Annotated in this window: 17 protein-coding genes; 10 read left to right on the top strand and 7 right to left on the bottom strand. The window is 52.8% G+C overall.

All coding sequences use genetic code 11. The annotated features are described in order from the left end of the window. Positions 1-303 precede the first annotated feature (303 nt). On the top strand, positions 304-474 hold the full coding sequence (locus tag EOS97_RS18960) for a YlcI/YnfO family protein (protein WP_001111006.1): 171 nt from the start codon (positions 304-306) through the stop codon (positions 472-474). On the opposite strand, the gene EOS97_RS18965 is transcribed toward EOS97_RS18960, so the two are convergent. The 4 genes from EOS97_RS18965 to hprR form a co-directional block, all read right to left on the bottom strand. Beyond that, complete coding sequence (locus EOS97_RS18965) at positions 475-585, bottom strand: hypothetical protein (RefSeq protein ID WP_000174815.1); 111 nt, start codon at positions 583-585, stop codon at positions 475-477. It abuts the gene before it with no gap. A 108-nt stretch (positions 586-693) separates the two neighbouring features. Beyond that, entirely contained in the window at positions 694-2,163 is a 1,470-nt protein-coding gene (locus tag EOS97_RS18970; RefSeq protein WP_023165767.1) for a C69 family dipeptidase, read from the bottom strand. 172 nt (positions 2,164-2,335) lie between these two features. After that, positions 2,336-3,700: a heavy metal sensor histidine kinase gene (locus tag EOS97_RS18975; protein ID WP_000240026.1), complete on the bottom strand. Its 1,365-nt coding sequence runs from the start codon at positions 3,698-3,700 to the stop codon at positions 2,336-2,338. After that, positions 3,693-4,373, bottom strand: coding sequence for a response regulator transcription factor HprR (hprR, locus tag EOS97_RS18980; RefSeq protein WP_000698205.1), 681 nt, complete (start codon positions 4,371-4,373; stop codon positions 3,693-3,695). Before hprR ends, EOS97_RS18975 begins: the two co-directional genes overlap by 8 nt. Before the next feature lie 135 nt (positions 4,374-4,508). Here hprR and hiuH point away from each other — a divergent pair, with 135 nt between their 5' ends. Continuing rightward, positions 4,509-4,919, top strand: a complete 411-nt coding sequence (hiuH, locus tag EOS97_RS18985; protein WP_000833188.1) for a hydroxyisourate hydrolase — start codon at positions 4,509-4,511, stop codon at positions 4,917-4,919. 332 nt (positions 4,920-5,251) lie between these two features. On the opposite strand, the gene EOS97_RS18995 is transcribed toward hiuH, so the two are convergent. From EOS97_RS18995 to hpaR, 3 genes are all read right to left on the bottom strand, one after another. After that, on the bottom strand, positions 5,252-5,764 hold the full coding sequence (locus EOS97_RS18995) for a 4-hydroxyphenylacetate 3-monooxygenase reductase subunit (RefSeq protein WP_001195556.1): 513 nt from the start codon (positions 5,762-5,764) through the stop codon (positions 5,252-5,254). 17 nt (positions 5,765-5,781) lie between these two features. Further along, positions 5,782-7,344 (bottom strand): 4-hydroxyphenylacetate 3-monooxygenase, oxygenase component, encoded by a 1,563-nt coding sequence (gene hpaB, locus EOS97_RS19000; RefSeq protein ID WP_000801496.1) that lies wholly within the window; start codon positions 7,342-7,344, stop codon positions 5,782-5,784. 217 nt (positions 7,345-7,561) lie between these two features. Further along, positions 7,562-8,002, bottom strand: a complete 441-nt coding sequence (hpaR, locus tag EOS97_RS19005) for a homoprotocatechuate degradation operon regulator HpaR (RefSeq protein WP_000543922.1) — start codon at positions 8,000-8,002, stop codon at positions 7,562-7,564. Between the two features lie 274 nt (positions 8,003-8,276). Here hpaR and hpaG point away from each other — a divergent pair, with 274 nt between their 5' ends. From hpaG to hpaA, 8 genes are all read left to right on the top strand, one after another. Then, positions 8,277-9,566, top strand: coding sequence for a 4-hydroxyphenylacetate degradation bifunctional isomerase/decarboxylase (gene hpaG / locus EOS97_RS19010; protein WP_000679210.1), 1,290 nt, complete (start codon positions 8,277-8,279; stop codon positions 9,564-9,566). Beyond that, positions 9,563-11,029, top strand: a complete 1,467-nt coding sequence (gene hpaE, locus EOS97_RS19015; protein ID WP_000723525.1) for a 5-carboxymethyl-2-hydroxymuconate semialdehyde dehydrogenase — start codon at positions 9,563-9,565, stop codon at positions 11,027-11,029. Before hpaG ends, hpaE begins: the two co-directional genes overlap by 4 nt. A 1-nt stretch (position 11,030) precedes the next feature. Next, a complete protein-coding gene (hpaD, locus tag EOS97_RS19020) occupies positions 11,031-11,882 on the top strand; it encodes a 3,4-dihydroxyphenylacetate 2,3-dioxygenase (protein WP_000516978.1) in 852 nt (283 codons plus the stop codon). Positions 11,883-11,890: 8 nt separating this feature from the next. Then, positions 11,891-12,271 carry a 5-carboxymethyl-2-hydroxymuconate Delta-isomerase gene (locus EOS97_RS19025; RefSeq protein WP_001119852.1) on the top strand — a complete coding sequence of 127 codons (381 nt, stop codon included), beginning with the start codon at positions 11,891-11,893 and terminating at the stop codon, positions 12,269-12,271. 143 nt (positions 12,272-12,414) lie between these two features. Then, positions 12,415-13,218: a 2-oxo-hept-4-ene-1,7-dioate hydratase gene (hpaH, locus tag EOS97_RS19035; protein WP_000884795.1), complete on the top strand. Its 804-nt coding sequence runs from the start codon at positions 12,415-12,417 to the stop codon at positions 13,216-13,218. 10 nt (positions 13,219-13,228) lie between these two features. Beyond that, positions 13,229-14,020, top strand: a complete 792-nt coding sequence (gene hpaI, locus EOS97_RS19040) for a 4-hydroxy-2-oxoheptanedioate aldolase (protein ID WP_000785069.1) — start codon at positions 13,229-13,231, stop codon at positions 14,018-14,020. Between the two features lie 72 nt (positions 14,021-14,092). Continuing rightward, complete coding sequence (hpaX, locus tag EOS97_RS19045; protein ID WP_001285795.1) at positions 14,093-15,469, top strand: 4-hydroxyphenylacetate permease; 1,377 nt, start codon at positions 14,093-14,095, stop codon at positions 15,467-15,469. 9 nt (positions 15,470-15,478) lie between these two features. Beyond that, positions 15,479-16,375, top strand: a complete 897-nt coding sequence (hpaA, locus tag EOS97_RS19050; RefSeq protein WP_000336607.1) for a 4-hydroxyphenylacetate catabolism regulatory protein HpaA — start codon at positions 15,479-15,481, stop codon at positions 16,373-16,375. Positions 16,376-16,381 lie beyond the last annotated feature (6 nt).

Consider the following 16,381-nt stretch of genomic DNA (forward strand, 5'->3'; position numbering starts at 1 on the left):
TGGGAACATTCAACAGGGTTAACAACCCTTTAAAAGGATGTGACTTTTATGCGCCAGGAACTTTAAAAAAATGTCCTTTTTAATGAGGAAACGCTTCTGATCAGGCGGGGAGGCATCCTGACGTCCATACGTAGTGGCGATCATGGGGGGAGATCGGTACATCAAATGTTCATAAAATCTACAAACTTCACAATTTAGGGCACAACTTTTATTGAAAACCCACCTTCTTGACTCAGATCAAATTCACCGATTTACTCCTGCGTAAAGTAACGGCGTTACATCAAATGTTATACAGGTGTGTGTATGCCAGCAAAGCCCCGGACAAGTAAGACCGTGACGAAGAATATTCGTTTTTCCTATTCCATGCTTGAACAGATAGAATTCGCGTTGAAATCTGAAAAGACGCGGAATTTTTCAGCATGGGTAAAAGAGGCCTGTCGGGAAAAGTTATGTAACACGGGACATAAGCTGTAGTTATCGTTTTATGCGAGAGGAGGCGGCCATTTTGAAAAGAACAACGTGCTTATATACCTCCTGGGTTTTTGCCGCTTTTGTCTCTCTGCTGATATTTGCCTGGAGTGTCATAAACTATCCTCTCTATGAATCCATAATAATTATTGTCTTTTATATCTGGCTAATTCTGGTGCCGCTTTATCTTATTGTGTATGAGTGGCTAATAGATTGTCATTAAATTTATGGTTGCGTACTTGAAAAGTGATATTTCATATCTGTGCGGTAAGTCATTGTCGTAATAATATTATTGGTCAGGCGACGGGCGAGCGTCTGCGCATTTTGCATCGTTTTATCTTCAAAATTTTGCAGTAAGCGTTGCGCTTCTTTCGGATGCGACGCATATAATCTCAGATAGCTCTGCTCCATCTTATACTGCTGCTTAGCTGTTTGCTGTTCAAATGTTTTCCAGGCGTGTTGCACATCTGGCGCAAACGTATTGTAGTCCTGCATAACCAGCGTTTGCAGCGTGCGGAATGTCCAGTAGGTAGAGTCGTTGCTCGCCCGATCGGTTCCTTTATCATCTCCGGGTTGATAATGACGCATTCCCTGATAATAGGGGAGATAGACGCTAAGAGATGGCATTCCATAGGCGATGTATTCTACGTTACCGATAGCCTGCGGTAATTTCGGTCTGACCTGTAAAATATGTGACTCCTGGGTACGAAAAACGGATATGGGTCGCCATGGTTCTTGTGGGTTATGACTGGCATAAGGGTCGTGTGACGTTCCCTGATAGTGATTGCGTAACGCGTTTTTTACTGCCGCCACGCTAATTTTCGTTATTGGCGTTAAAAAAACAGGAAATGTTTCCCCTTCGCTAACGACCGTATCCAGATGCGGATTAAACTGATGTTGTAGCGTCCAGACGCGCGGATAATTATAGGTGGTATCGTTTTTGTTATCCTGCGAATAGGCTTGATGGAAGTCGAATTCGCCGCGGGCCGGATCATATAATCCCTGCTTTTTCGCAAAGCTTACTAACGTTGGTGACGCCATATAATTCGCGTTATCATTCGGATCGTAATGGCGTAAACGTCCCTGATTGGCGGAAACGAAATAGCTATCTGCCGGAAGTCGTACTGCCAGCCATTGATGACCGCTTCCCGTCTCCAGATACCATATCTCTTTGCTATCAATAAACGCGACGCCGAAACCTTCGCCCGCGCCTTTTTGTTCAATAATGTCGCCCAGTAATTTGGCGCCCTGACGCGCCGATTGCGCCACTGGCAGGATCACGGACTCAATGGCGTCTTCCGTGATTCCCGTTTTTGTCACGTAAGGATCGGCAGCCAGCGCCGCTCTGCCGTTGTAAATGGTTTCCGTTGCGCTCATTCCGACGCCCGCCGAATTGAAACCGGCTTCACCCATGGCGTTATCGTTAGTATCAAAGTCATGAATCGCCGTATAGCGCATCGCTGTCTCCGGAAGCGGCCAGCTAAAATTGTTCCGATGTGCTTTATACTCGCCTTGTTGATGAAACGCGACGGGATGAATAACCTTATGCTTGGCGTTATTTGCCGAGCCATCCTCGTTGCGCGCGATAATGAAGGAGCCATCAGCCGAAGCCTGATTGCCTACCAAAAGGGTAGTACAGGCGATGGCTTTGCCCATACCCAGCAGCGTAACGGCGAATGCAAGATACTTTTTCATAAAGGTTCCCACTGAATAACGCGTTATGGGATGAATTGACCCTGGATTGGAAACCGAGAAAGTGATCGAGCCAGCAATATTCTTTGCCGGCATCCTTTATTTTCTCTTTATTGAGGTTGTATTGATAACCACAGCCCTGTGGCAGGGAAGGGGAACAGAACCTGTACTGACCTTAGCTATCACCGCTATCAGGCAGACGAACCGAAAAGATATTATGTTCATCGGCATAGCGGTAAGATGCAGAGCCACCGTGCAATAGAGCAATCGCGTTAACCAACGATAGCCCCAGGCCGAAACCAGCAGTGTGGCGGGCATTATCTCCTCGCCAAAAACGCCGGAAAAGCTTATCCGCATCGGCGGGGTGGCTGCCCGGATTAGCGACCCGAATTTCTGCAACGTTATCATCATAAGCGCTTTCAATACGTATCACGGCGTTTTCATCAGAATAACGGATGGCATTCGTCAGCAGGTTTGAGAGCACTCTTTGTAATAATATTTCGTCAGCCCATACCGTTCCCTGACATTGATTTATAAAACAGATGCGCTTCTCCTCGGCAAGGGGGCTAAGATAATCCAGCATATTTTCGACCAGCGCATTGAGCGAAACAGGCTGTTTTTTTACTGCTATATTCTGGTGCTCCGCGCGTGCCAGAAAGAGAATATTTTCTGTCAGTCGCGACAGTCCCTCCAGCTCTTCAATATTATCGACAAGGGCTTGTTGATACTCTTCGGCGCTGCGTTCCTGACTCAGCATCACCTGGTTTTTCCCCAGTAAAATATTAACCGGCGTGCGCAGCTCATGCGCCAGATCGTCGGCAAATTGGTTCAGGCGTTCAAAATCGTCGGAAAGCTTCTGGCGCATGGTATTTAGCGCTTGTCCAAGCGGCCTGAGCTCAACGGGTAACGCCTGTTCCGCCAACGGCTGGCGAAGTGTGCCGCTATCTGTCGCCGCGGTGAGTCGGCTGAGCGACGTAATGGCCCGCAGCCCGTTTCTGATGACTAATGGACTGAGCGCCGAACAGACGAGGATCGCGATAAGGCTAATCAGCAAACTGTTGCGGCGATATTGCGCCAGCATTTGCCGCCTTTCCGTCGCCAGCCTGGCAATAGTAAGGGTCAGCGGGTCATCGCCGCTTCTGGCATTTACTCGTACCGCGGTCAGCTCCGTGCCTTGTACCGCCTGGCGAAATAAGGTTTCGCGGGTGATGTTTTTAGCCAGCGGAATCTCGTTAAAGCGTTGGTCGGGGATACCACTATGATTAATCGCAACATTGTGGCCTGTTGCTGAATGGATCAATAAGATATCCTGCTTCGTATCCACCATCCGATTGAAGTAGAGCGGCAGATTTTCCGGCCTGGCGCCATCCAGTAACAGTTGCTGCATTTGCGCCGCCCGATTTATTAGCGTCATATCATCCCGATACGTTAATTCTTTGCTCAGCGCGTTATAGAGCGTCCAGCTAATGCCGGTACAGGCGAGGATAAGGATGGCGATAAAAGAAATTGTCAGGCGCAGCGTCATTGATAACTTAACCATTCTGCGACGTTTCCGCCTGTAATCGATAACCCATCCCCCGGACGGTCATAATGAGCTTCTTTTCAAATGGATCGTCTACTTTGGCGCGCAGCCGACGAATCGCGACATCAACGGTGTTGGTTTCACTATCAAAGTTAATTCCCCAAACTTCGCTGGCGATCGCGGTTCGGGGCACGATTTCTCCTGCCCGGGACGCCAGTAACCAGAGGAGCAGGAATTCTTTGCGGGTCAGGGAAATCGGTTTGCCATTTCGTGACACCGATTGCTTTGTGGCATCCATGTCCAGACCATTGATCGTCAGTCGAGTAAAGGCAGGGACATGCTGTCTGAGTTGAGCTCTCACCCGGGCCAGCAGTTCGGCGAAGGAAAAAGGCTTAACAAGGTAATCATTAGCGCCCGCCTCAAGACCTTTGACGCGATCCTCAACCGAGTCGCGCGCCGTCAGGCAAATAACAGGGGACTGATGCGCAGTGCGTAACGCGCGTAAAACCTGCCATCCATCAAGCCCCGGCAGCATAATATCAAGAATAATCAATGAATAATGTTCCTGAAGCGCCAGGTGCAATCCGTCTCGTCCATCACAGGCATAATCAACCACATAGCCTGCCTCCGTGAGTCCCTGACGTACCCACTCAATGGTTTTCTGGTTATCTTCAATCAATAAAATCTTCATCGACGCAGTATGCCATAGGCTTGTTAGCGAATCTGTAAATCTCCAACAAGATGACATAATTGTCATGTCCGTGTAAGGTTAATCCTGGACGCGCCAGATATATTTTCCTGCATCAATACCGTAAAGGAGTGAAGCATGAAACGATATATACTGGCTACCGTGATAGCATCTCTTGTTGCAGCCCCGGCAATGGCGCTGGCCGCTGGCAACAATATTCTCAGCGTACATATTCTCGATCAGCAAACAGGCAAACCGGCGCCCGGCGTGGAGGTGGTACTGGAGCAGAAAAAGGATAACGGATGGACGCAATTAAACACCGGGCATACCGACCAGGATGGACGAATTAAAGCACTGTGGCCCGAAAAAGCTGCCGCGCCGGGGGATTATCGCGTTATTTTTAAAACCGGCCAGTATTTTGAAAGTAAAAAACTGGACACATTTTTCCCGGAGATTCCCGTCGAGTTTCATATCAGCAAAACGAATGAGCACTATCATGTGCCGCTGTTATTAAGTCAGTATGGTTATTCAACCTATCGCGGGAGCTAATTTAGAGCCCATCCCATTAGGGCTATTTTACTTGCCATTTTGGTCCAGGGCAGTGCTCGCCAAAACGCGTTAGCGTTTTGAACGCCGCTAGCGGCGGCCCGAAGGGCGAGTGTAGCGAGTCAAACCTCACGTACTACGTGTACGCTCCGGTTTTTGCGCGCTGTCCGTGTCCAAACTGGCTGCGCCAATAACGCCTGGTGGGATAGGCTCTTAGATTGTATTAATCGCCGCGATTTATGGCGAGCAAACATCGCGGCGGGAATAAAAATCTTCAGCGTATCGACTCTTCTCCCACAAGCGGTGGTTATCCCGCTTGTGGGCATGAGTGACGGTTAAACAGGCGCTTCCATCTCAAGTCTGACCGGATGAAAACGGCGTTTGAAATAAATCAGGCCATGCCCATCCTGGCTAAGAATAATATTTTTGATCGCCACCAGATACACCAGATGCGTGCCAATGGTTTGTACCTCGCTGATCTCGCCTTCAAGACCGGCCAGCGCGCCGTTAAGTACCGGCTGGCCCAGCGGCCCGTTTTGCCAACATGGCTGGTGAAAACGCTCTTCCATCGCCATCCCCGTCATACCGGCAAAGTGGCGCGCCATCAGCTCCTGCTCATGGTTAAGTACATTAATGCACAGCCTGCCGTTGCCCTGAAAAACGGGGTTCATGGCGCTATTGGCATTAATACATACCATCACGGAGGGCGGCGTATCGGTGACGGAGCAGACCGCTGTTGCGGTGATACCGCAGCGTCCGGCGTGACCCGCCGTGGTTACGATGTTGACCGCTGCCGCCAGACTTGCCATCGCATCGCGAAAACGCAGACGTTGTTCATCTACTTGCATGAGAACCTCCTGCCGCGTTATTTCAGCAGCTTATCCAGTTGATTGATGTCGTCGTTATTGTGCAAATGCGAAACCGTCCAGCCATTCTGATCGTATTCGGAGAGGCAGCGATCGACCATTGCCATCATCTTATCCATATTGCCGGAGCTCTGGGCCTGACGCAGGCACTGCAGACGAATTTCATCCTGGCTGCCCGAGTAGTTAATCTCGTACAGCTCATGGCGACCGCCAAACTCGCTGCCGATGGCATCCCACATCAATTTAAGAATTTTGATACGTTCAACATGGTCCATTCCGTTAGAGCCGCGTACGTATTTCGCCAGGTACTGGTCGATTTGCGGATTATTCAGATCGCGGGCGCTGGAAGGCAGGTAAATCAGGCCGCTGGTAACGTTACGTTCAATAATATTTTTAATTTTCGCGTAGGCCATTGGGGCCATGACACGATAGGTTTGCAGCGCGGCGTGGTCCGGTAGCCAGGCGCCGTTTACCCACGGGGTTGCTTCAGAACACATAGAATCGCTCAATGCCCAGAACATATTGCGCCAGGCTACGACTTCGCCGAGATCGGCCTGCACGCCCCGGAACTCTACGGTACCCGTACATTCGAGCGATTTTTTCAGCAGCGCGGTAATGAAATCAAGTTTAACCGCCAGACGAACACAGGCTTGCAGTGGATACATACGGGCAAAACCGCCTTCCATCGTCCAGCGACGGCAACGATCAAAATCACGGTAAATTAATACGTTTTCCCACGGGATCAGCACCTTGTCCATCACCAGAATGGCATCGTTTTCATCAAAGCGGCTGGAGAGTGGATAATCAAACGGCGAGCCCGTCGCGCCCGCGACCATTTCATACGAGGCGCGCGAAATAAGTTTTACGCCTTCGGCATCCATTGGCGCGACAAACATCAGAGCAAAATCCGGGTTTTCGCCCATCACCTGGGCTGAGCCGAAACCAATCATGTTGTAGTGAGTCAGGGCGGAGTTAGTGGCGACGACTTTCGCCCCGCTGACAATAATCCCGGCGTCCGTCTCTTTCTCCAGCTTGATATAGACGTCTTTCACTTCGTCGGCAGGTTTGTGGCGGTCAATGGGCGGGTTGACGATTGCATGGTTAAAGTACAGGCCGGTCTCCTGAATACGGGTGTACCAGTTGCGGGCGTTCTGCTCAAACTGGCCGTAGAAGGCTGGGTTAGCGCCCAGAGCGCAACCAAAGGCGGCTTTGTAATCCGGTGTGCGTCCCATCCAGCCGTAACTCAGGCGTGACCACTCGGCGATAGCATCACGCTGTTGGCGCAGATCGTCTGCGCTTTTCGCCACGCGGAAAAATTTATGCGTATAACCGCCGCTGCCGGTATCAGTATTCCAGCACAGGGTATCTTGCATCGACGGTTTATGTAATGCGTCATACAGTTGTGCGACAGAGGCTGCGGCATTGCGGAATGCCGGATGTGTCGTAACATCTTTAACGCGTTCGCCGTAAATATAAATTTCCCGCCCGTCCTGCAGGCTTTTTAAATACTCTTCGCCCGTTAACGGACGCTTGTTATCAGTACGAAAATCTTCAGGTTTCATTGCGGCCTCTTCCTCGTTAATCGGAATGTTTTGTTAATAATATGTTTCTTATTTGTTGTTTAATTGAATAGGCAGAAGCGTAAACTGTGAAGAGACTTTCAGGACAACGGCGGGTACTTTTCAGATGAACGTCGAAGAAGAAGAGTAAAATGCGATCGCCGTCAACGTTGTAAGCGGGAGGGGATTCCCGTGTCGGCGGCGTGGGAAGGTAAGAATACTATGCTTCCGCTTCGCTATCAGGATGCTGGCGCCCCAGAGCAATAAGATCGTCCAGCAGCAGCATCAATTGCTGTGTTTTTTCGGGCGTGAAATCGGCCTCAATTTTTCGATAAGCCTCTTCTACCTGGCTCCGGGCACGGGCGTACAGCGTTTGTCCCTGCTCCGTCAACATGACATATAACTTACGCTGATCGTTAACCGGCTTGAGTCGCAACACCAGTCCGTCTCGCTCCATGCGCGTCAATATTCCGGTCAGACTTGGACGCAAAATGCAGGTACGAAAGGCCAGCTCGTGAAAATCCATAGAGGGGCTATCGGCCAGGATTCGCACAATGCGCCATTGCTGGTCGGTCAGATTGTGGCTTTTAACGATGGGGCGGAAATAGGTCATTGCCGCTTCGCGCGCCTGAAGCAAGGCGATGGTTAATGAATCATGCATAAGCGTTTCTCTTTTGCAGAATTATTAATACCTGAATAATCGTGTTTACCGATGTGAGCTATGACATCTGTTTTATGTCCAAAGTTTAACAGAAACAAGGGGTTTTATTTAACTCTTTGATATGTATGCATTTAATAATAAATTTGTGAAAATATTGTTAATCACATCACAAATACTTTACTTCAGCTTGCTAAATGTACAGCGAAAGCATAAATCTAATCATTAATATATTAATGAAATCACAGCCCGTTAAATCGGCCTGAGGAGTTTATGTATGAAGGGTACTGTTTTCGCCGTTGCGTTAAACCATCGCAGTCAGCTTGATGCCTGGCAAGAGGCTTTCTCTCAGCCTCCCTATAATGCGCCGCCTAAAACCGCAGTGTGGTTCATCAAGCCGCGTAATACGGTGATTCGTCACGGCGAACCCATTCCTTATCCGCAGGGAGAAAAGGTACTGAGCGGCGCGACAGTGGCGCTCATTGTGGGGAAAACCGCCAGCCGGATACGCCCTGAAGCGGCGGCGGACTATATCGCCGGGTATGCGCTGGCTAACGAGGTCAGCCTGCCGGAAGAGAGCTTTTATCGCCCGGCGATTAAAGCGAAATGTCGCGATGGCTTTTGCCCGTTGGGTGAAATGGCGCCGCTGAGTGATGTGGATAACCTCACCATTATCACTGAAATCAACGGACGAGAAGCGGACCACTGGAATACTGCCGATTTACAGCGTAGCGCCGCACAACTGCTTAGCGCGTTAAGTGAGTTCGCTACGCTTAACCCTGGCGATGCGATCTTACTCGGTACGCCGCAGAATCGCGTTGCGCTGCGTCCCGGCGATCGGGTGCGTATTCTGGCGAAAGGTTTACCCGCTCTGGAAAATCCGGTTGTCGCAGAAGATGAATTCGCCCGCCACCAGACGTTTACGTGGCCGCTGTCAGCGACGGGAACGTTATTTGCGCTGGGGTTGAACTACGCCGATCACGCCAGCGAGCTGGCATTTACGCCGCCGAAAGAGCCGCTGGTATTTATCAAAGCGCCAAACACCTTTACCGAACATCACCAAACGTCGGTGCGCCCGAACAACGTCGAATATATGCACTATGAAGCCGAACTGGTCGTGGTGATTGGCAAAACGGCGCGTAAGGTGAGCGAAGCCGAAGCCATGGAGTATGTGGCCGGTTACACCGTCTGTAACGACTACGCGATCCGCGACTATCTGGAAAACTACTACCGTCCGAATCTGCGGGTAAAAAGCCGCGACGGCCTGACGCCGATAGGCCCGTGGATTGTGGATAAAGAGGCGGTTTCTGATCCGCACAACCTGACGTTACGCACCTTTGTCAACGGTGAGCTGCGCCAGGAAGGGACGACCGCCGATCTGATCTTCAGCATCCCGTTCCTGATTTCTTATCTGAGCGAATTTATGACGTTGCAACCGGGCGACATGATTGCCACCGGTACGCCGAAAGGGTTGTCCGATGTGGTGCCGGGGGATGAAGTTGTCGTGGAAGTAGAAGGCGTGGGTCGCCTGGTTAACCGAATCGTCAGTGAGGAGAGCGCAAAATGAAGAAAATAAATCATTGGATTAACGGCAAAAATGTTGCAGGTAACGACTACTTCCAGACCACTAACCCGGCGACTGGTGACGTGCTGGCGGAAGTGGCCTCCGGCGGTGAAGCAGAAGTGAACCAGGCTGTCGCGGCGGCCAAAGAGGCGTTCCCGAAATGGGCCAACCTGCCGATGAAAGAGCGTGCGCGCCTGATGCGCCGCCTTGGCGACCTGATTGACCAGCATGTGCCGGAAATCGCGGCGATGGAAACCGCCGACACCGGTCTGCCTATTCACCAGACTAAAAACGTGCTGATCCCGCGCGCCTCGCATAACTTCGAATTCTTCGCCGAAGTGTGCCAGCAGATGAACGGCAAGACCTATCCGGTTGACGATAAAATGCTCAATTATACGCTGGTGCAGCCCGTCGGCGTCTGCGCGCTGGTGTCGCCGTGGAACGTGCCGTTTATGACCGCGACCTGGAAAGTCGCGCCGTGCCTGGCGCTGGGTAACACCGCGGTGCTCAAAATGTCCGAGCTGTCGCCGTTGACTGCCGACAGGCTGGGCGAGCTGGCGCTGGAGGCAGGAATTCCGGCAGGGGTGCTGAACGTGGTGCAGGGCTATGGCGCCACTGCTGGCGATGCGCTGGTACGCCACCATGACGTGCGTGCGGTGTCGTTTACCGGCGGTACCGCCACCGGTCGCAATATCATGAAAAATGCCGGCCTGAAAAAATACTCGATGGAGTTGGGCGGCAAATCGCCGGTGCTGATTTTTGAAGATGCCGACATTGAGCGCGCGCTGGACGCCGCGCTGTTCACCATCTTCTCGATCAACGGCGAACGCTGTACCGCCGGGTCGCGCATCTTTATCCAGCAGAGCATTTACCCTGAGTTCGTGAAGCGCTTTGCCGAACGCGCGAATCGCCTGCGTGTCGGCGATCCGACCGACCCGAACACCCAGGTCGGCGCGCTGATTAGCCAACAGCACTGGGAGAAAGTCTCCGGTTATATCCGCCTCGGCATTGAAGAAGGTGCAACGCTGCTGGCGGGCGGCCCGGAAAAACCCACTGACCTGCCTGCGCATCTGAAAGGCGGTAACTTCCTGCGCCCAACCGTGCTGGCCGATGTCGACAACCGTATGCGCGTCGCGCAGGAAGAGATCTTTGGGCCGGTCGCCTGCCTGCTGCCATTCAAAGACGAAGCGGAAGGGTTACGTTTGGCGAACGACGTGGAATACGGTCTGGCCTCTTATATCTGGACCCAGGACGTGAGCAAAGTGTTGCGCCTGGCGCGTGGGATTGAAGCCGGCATGGTCTTCGTCAACACCCAGAACGTCCGCGACCTGCGCCAGCCGTTCGGCGGCGTGAAAGCCTCCGGTACCGGGCGCGAAGGCGGCGAATATAGCTTCGAAGTGTTTGCGGAAATGAAAAACGTCTGCATCTCAATGGGCGACCATCCTATCCCAAAATGGGGAGTTTGATATGGGCAAGTTAGCGTTAGCAGCAAAAATTACCCACGTGCCGTCGATGTATCTTTCTGAACTGCCGGGAAAAAATCACGGTTGTCGTCAGGCAGCCATTGATGGGCATATTGAAATTGGCAAGCGTTGCCGCGAAATGGGCGTTGACACCATTATCGTATTCGACACCCACTGGCTGGTGAATAGCGCTTACCACATTAATTGTGCCGACCATTTCCAGGGCGTCTATACCAGCAACGAATTGCCGCACTTTATTCGCGACATGACCTATGACTATGACGGTAATCCGGAGCTCGGCCACCTGATCGCCGACGAGGCAGTCAAACTGGGCGTGCGCGCTAAAGCGCATAACATCCCGAGCCTGAAGCTGGAGTATGGCACGCTGGTACCGATGCGCTACATGAACAGCGACAAGCACTTCAAAGTGGTCTCCATCTCGGCGTTCTGCACTGTGCATGATTTTGCCGACAGCCGCAGACTGGGCGAAGCCATTCTCAAGGCGATTGAGAAATATGACGGTACCGTAGCGGTATTCGCCAGTGGTTCTCTGTCGCACCGTTTTATTGACGACCAACGGGCGGAAGAGGGGATGAACAGCTATACCCGCGAGTTTGATCATCAGATGGACGAGCGCGTGGTCAAGCTGTGGCGCGAGGGCAAATTCAAGGAGTTTTGCACCATGTTGCCGGAGTACGCCGACTACTGCTACGGCGAAGGCAACATGCACGACACGGTCATGCTGCTGGGAATGCTGGGTTGGGACAAATACGACGGCAAGGTGGAGTTCATCACCGACCTGTTCGCCAGCTCCGGTACCGGCCAGGTGAACGCTGTTTTCCCGCTGCCTGCGTAAGGGGGGTTATGCCGCACTTTATTGCTGAATGTACTGAAAATATTCGCGAGCAGGCTGATTTACCCGGCCTGTTCAGCAAGGTAAACGAGGCGCTGGCCGCCACCGGAATTTTCCCCATCGGCGGTATCCGCAGTCGCGCCCACTGGCTGGATACCTGGCAGATGGCTGACGGTAAGCATGATTACGCGTTTGTACATATGACGCTGAAAATCGGCGCCGGGCGCAGCCTGGAGAGCCGTCAGGAAGTCGGCGAAATGCTGTTTGGGCTGATTAAAGCCCACTTCGCCGACCTGATGGAGAACCGCTATCTGGCGCTGTCGTTTGAGATTGCCGAGCTACATCCGACGCTCAATTACAAACAAAACAACGTACACGCGCTGTTTAAATAGCACACTCTTTCGCCCGGTGGCGCTGCGCTGACCGGGCCTACAAAAAAACAATGCACGAAGCAATACCGAACTGTAGGCCGGGTAAGACGCACCCGCGTCGCCACCCGGCGCAGCAGCACCGAATGACGTAACAGGAAGCAACTATGCTCGATAAACAGACCCATACCCTGATCGCTCAGCGACTTAATCAGGCTGAAAAACAGCGTGAACAGATTCGCGCAGTGTCGCTGGATTATCCCAACATCACTATTGAAGATGCATATGCCGTACAGCGTGAATGGGTCAATATCAAGATCGCCGAAGGGCGCACGCTCAAAGGCCACAAAATCGGCCTGACCTCAAAAGCGATGCAGGCCAGCTCGCAAATCAGCGAACCGGATTACGGCGCGCTGCTTGACGATATGTTCTTCCATGACGGCGGCGATATCCCCACCGACCGTTTTATCGTCCCGCGTATTGAAGTGGAGCTGGCGTTCGTGCTGGCGAAACCGCTGCGCGGCCCTCACTGCACGCTGTTCGACGTCTACAACGCCACGGATTATGTGATTCCGGCGCTGGAACTGATTGACGCCCGCAGCCACAACATCGACCCGGAAACCCAGCGCCCGCGCAAAGTGTTCGACACCATTTCTGACAACGCCGCCAACGCCGGGGTGATCCTCGGTGGTCGTCCCATCAAACCAGACGAGCTGGATCTGCGCTGGATCTCCGCGCTGCTCTATCGCAACGGCGTGATCGAAGAGACCGGCGTCGCCGCAGGCGTGCTGAATCATCCGGCCAACGGCGTAGCGTGGCTGGCGAACAAGCTTGCCCCCTACGATGTCCAGCTTGAAGCCGGGCAGATCATCCTCGGCGGCTCGTTCACCCGCCCGGTGCCGGCGCGCAAGGGCGACACCTTCCATGTCGATTACGGCAACATGGGCGCGATCAGTTGCCGGTTTGTGTAAGGAAAAAACGATGAAAAATGCTTTCAAAGACGCGTTAAAAGCGGGGCGCCCGCAAATCGGTTTGTGGCTGGGGCTTGCCAACAGTTACAGCGCTGAACTGTTAGCGGGCGCCGGCTTCGACTGGCTACTGATCGACGGTGAACACGCGCCAAACAACGTGCAGACGGTGTTGACCCAGTTGCAGGCGATTGCGCCTTATCCCAGCCAGCCGGTGGTGCGTCCGTCATGGAACGATCCGGTACAGATTAAGCAACTGCTCGACGTCGGCGCGCAAACGCTGCTGATACCGATGGTGCAGAATGCCGATGAAGCGCGAAACGCCGTGGCGGCTACTCGTTATCCGCCTGCTGGTATTCGCGGCGTGGGCAGCGCGCTGGCGCGGGCATCGCGCTGGAACCGCATTCCGGACTATCTCCACCAGGCCAACGACGCCATGTGCGTACTGGTGCAGATTGAAACGCGTGAGGCGATGAGCAATCTGGCGTCAATCCTCGACGTGGATGGCATTGACGGCGTGTTTATTGGTCCGGCGGACCTCAGCGCCGATATGGGCTTTGCCGGCAATCCGCAGCACCCGGAAGTGCAGGCGGCGATTGAGAACGCCATCGTGCAGATACGCGCGGCGGGGAAAGCGCCGGGGATTCTGATGACCAATGAAGCACTGGCGAAACGTTATCTGGAACTGGGGGCGCTATTTGTCGCCGTCGGCGTTGACACCACGCTGTTGGCGCGCGGCGCGGAGGCGCTGGCGGCGCGCTTTGGCGCAGAAAAAAAACTGTCCGGTGCGTCCGGCGTCTATTAAGCCTGGCCCGGTAAGCGTAGCGCTACCGGGCAACCGTAGTACCCTACAAAAATTCCCATCAGAGGAAAAAAAATGAGCGACACATCATCTGCACTTCCGGAAAGCCCCGAGTCTGTCCGTTCGCACAACGCGCTCAGCACGGGTCAACAAACCGTCATAAATAAACTGTTCCGCCGACTGATCGTATTTTTATTCGTGTTGTTTATCTTCTCGTTTTTAGACCGTATCAACATCGGTTTTGCCGGGTTGACGATGGGGCAGGATCTGGGGTTAAGCGCCACCATGTTTGGTCTTGCCACGACGCTGTTTTACGCCACCTACGTCATTTTCGGCATTCCCAGCAACGTGATGTTGAGCATCGTCGGCGCCCGCCGCTGGATTGCGACCATTATGGTGCTATGGGGCATTGCATCTACCGCTACGATGTTCGCGGTGGGACCGAAAAGCCTGTATGTGCTGCGAATGCTGGTGGGCATTACCGAAGCGGGCTTTTTGCCAGGAATATTGCTCTATTTAACCTACTGGTTCCCGGCATTTTTCCGCGCCCGCGCCAATGCATTATTTATGATTGCCATGCCGGCCACTACCGCATTGGGGTCGATTGTCTCCGGCTATATTTTATCGCTGGACGGCATATTCAATCTGCATGGATGGCAGTGGTTATTCCTGTTGGAAGGATTTCCGTCAGTTTTGTTAGGCATTATGGTCTGGTTTTACCTGGATGATACCCCGGCAAAAGCCAAATGGCTGACGGCAGAGGATAAAAAATGTTTGCAGGAGATGATGGATAATGACCGCCTGACGCTGGTTCAGCCGGAGGGGGCCATCAGCCATAACGCCATGCAGCAGCGTAGTCTGTGGCGCGAAGTATTCACGCCAATTGTACTGATGTATACGCTGGCCTATTTTTGCCTTACCAATACGCTTAGCGCCATTAGTATCTGGACGCCGCAAATCCTGAAAAGTTTTAATGAAGGCAGCAGCAATATCACCATCGGCCTGCTGGCGGCGATCCCGCAGATTTGTACTATTCTGGGCATGATTTACTGGAGCCGCCATTCGGACAAACATCAGGAACGTAAACATCACACGGCGTTGCCATTCCTGTTTGCCGCCGCGGGCTGGCTGCTGGCGTCGGCGACCGACCATAACCTGATCCAGCTCCTGGGGATCGTGATGGCATCCACGGGTTCCTTTAGCGCGATGGCGATCTTCTGGACCACGCCGGATCAGTCGATCAGTTTACGCGCCAGGGCGATAGGCATTGCGGTCATCAATGCCACCGGCAATATTGGCTCCGCACTTAGCCCGTTTATGATTGGCTGGCTAAAAGATATCACCGGTAGCTTCAATAGCGGACTCTGGTTTGTCGCTTCTCTGTTAGTCGTCGGCGCCGCCATTATCTGGCTCATTCCCATGAAAGCATCGCGTCCGCGCGCCACCCCTTGAGGAGATACTATGTGCCAACGTGCGATCGCCAATATTGATATCAGCAAAGAGTATGACGAAAGCATGGGCAGTAACGATGTGCATTATCAGTCGTTTGCTCGTATGGCGAATTTCTTTGGTCGTGATATGCAGGCGCATCGCCACGACCAGTTTTTTCAAATGCACTTTCTTGATACCGGGCAGATTGAGCTACAGCTCGACGATCATCGCTATTCGGTGCAGGCGCCGCTATTTGTGCTTACGCCGCCCTCGGTGCCACATGCTTTTATTACCGAATCGGATAGCGATGGCCATGTTCTGACGGTACGCGAAGAGCTGGTTTGGCCGCTGCTGGAAGTACTTTATCCCGGCACCAGAGAGGCCTTCGGCCTGCCGGGAATCTGTCTGTCGCTGGCGGATAAACCCAACGAGCTGGCGGCGCTCAAACATTACTGGCAGCTAATTGAGCGGGAGTCCACGGAACAACTGGCTGGCTGCGAACATACCCTGGTGCTATTGGCGCAGGCGGTATTTACCTTGCTGTTGCGTAATGCGAAGCTGGACGATCACGCCGCAACCGGGATGCGCGGTGAACTGAAACTTTTTCAGCGCTTTACCCTGTTAATTGACAACCACTTCCATCAGCACTGGACGGTGCCCGATTATGCCTGCGAGTTGCATATTACCGAATCTCGTTTGACCGATATTTGCCGACGTTTTGCTAATCGCCCGCCTAAACGCCTGATTTTTGATCGGCAATTACGCGAGGCGAAACGACTGCTGCTTTTTTCCGACAATGCTGTCAACGAGATCGCCTGGCAATTAGGTTTTAAAGATCCGGCTTATTTCGCCCGTTTCTTTAATCGCCTTGCTGGCTGTTCTCCTTCGCAGTTTCGCCAACGTGAAGTTCCCTCTTTTCTCAACTAAGAAGAG

Source organism: Salmonella sp. SSDFZ54 (genome assembly GCF_004010735.1).
GTDB classification, from domain to species: Bacteria; Pseudomonadota; Gammaproteobacteria; order Enterobacterales; family Enterobacteriaceae; genus Salmonella; species Salmonella enterica.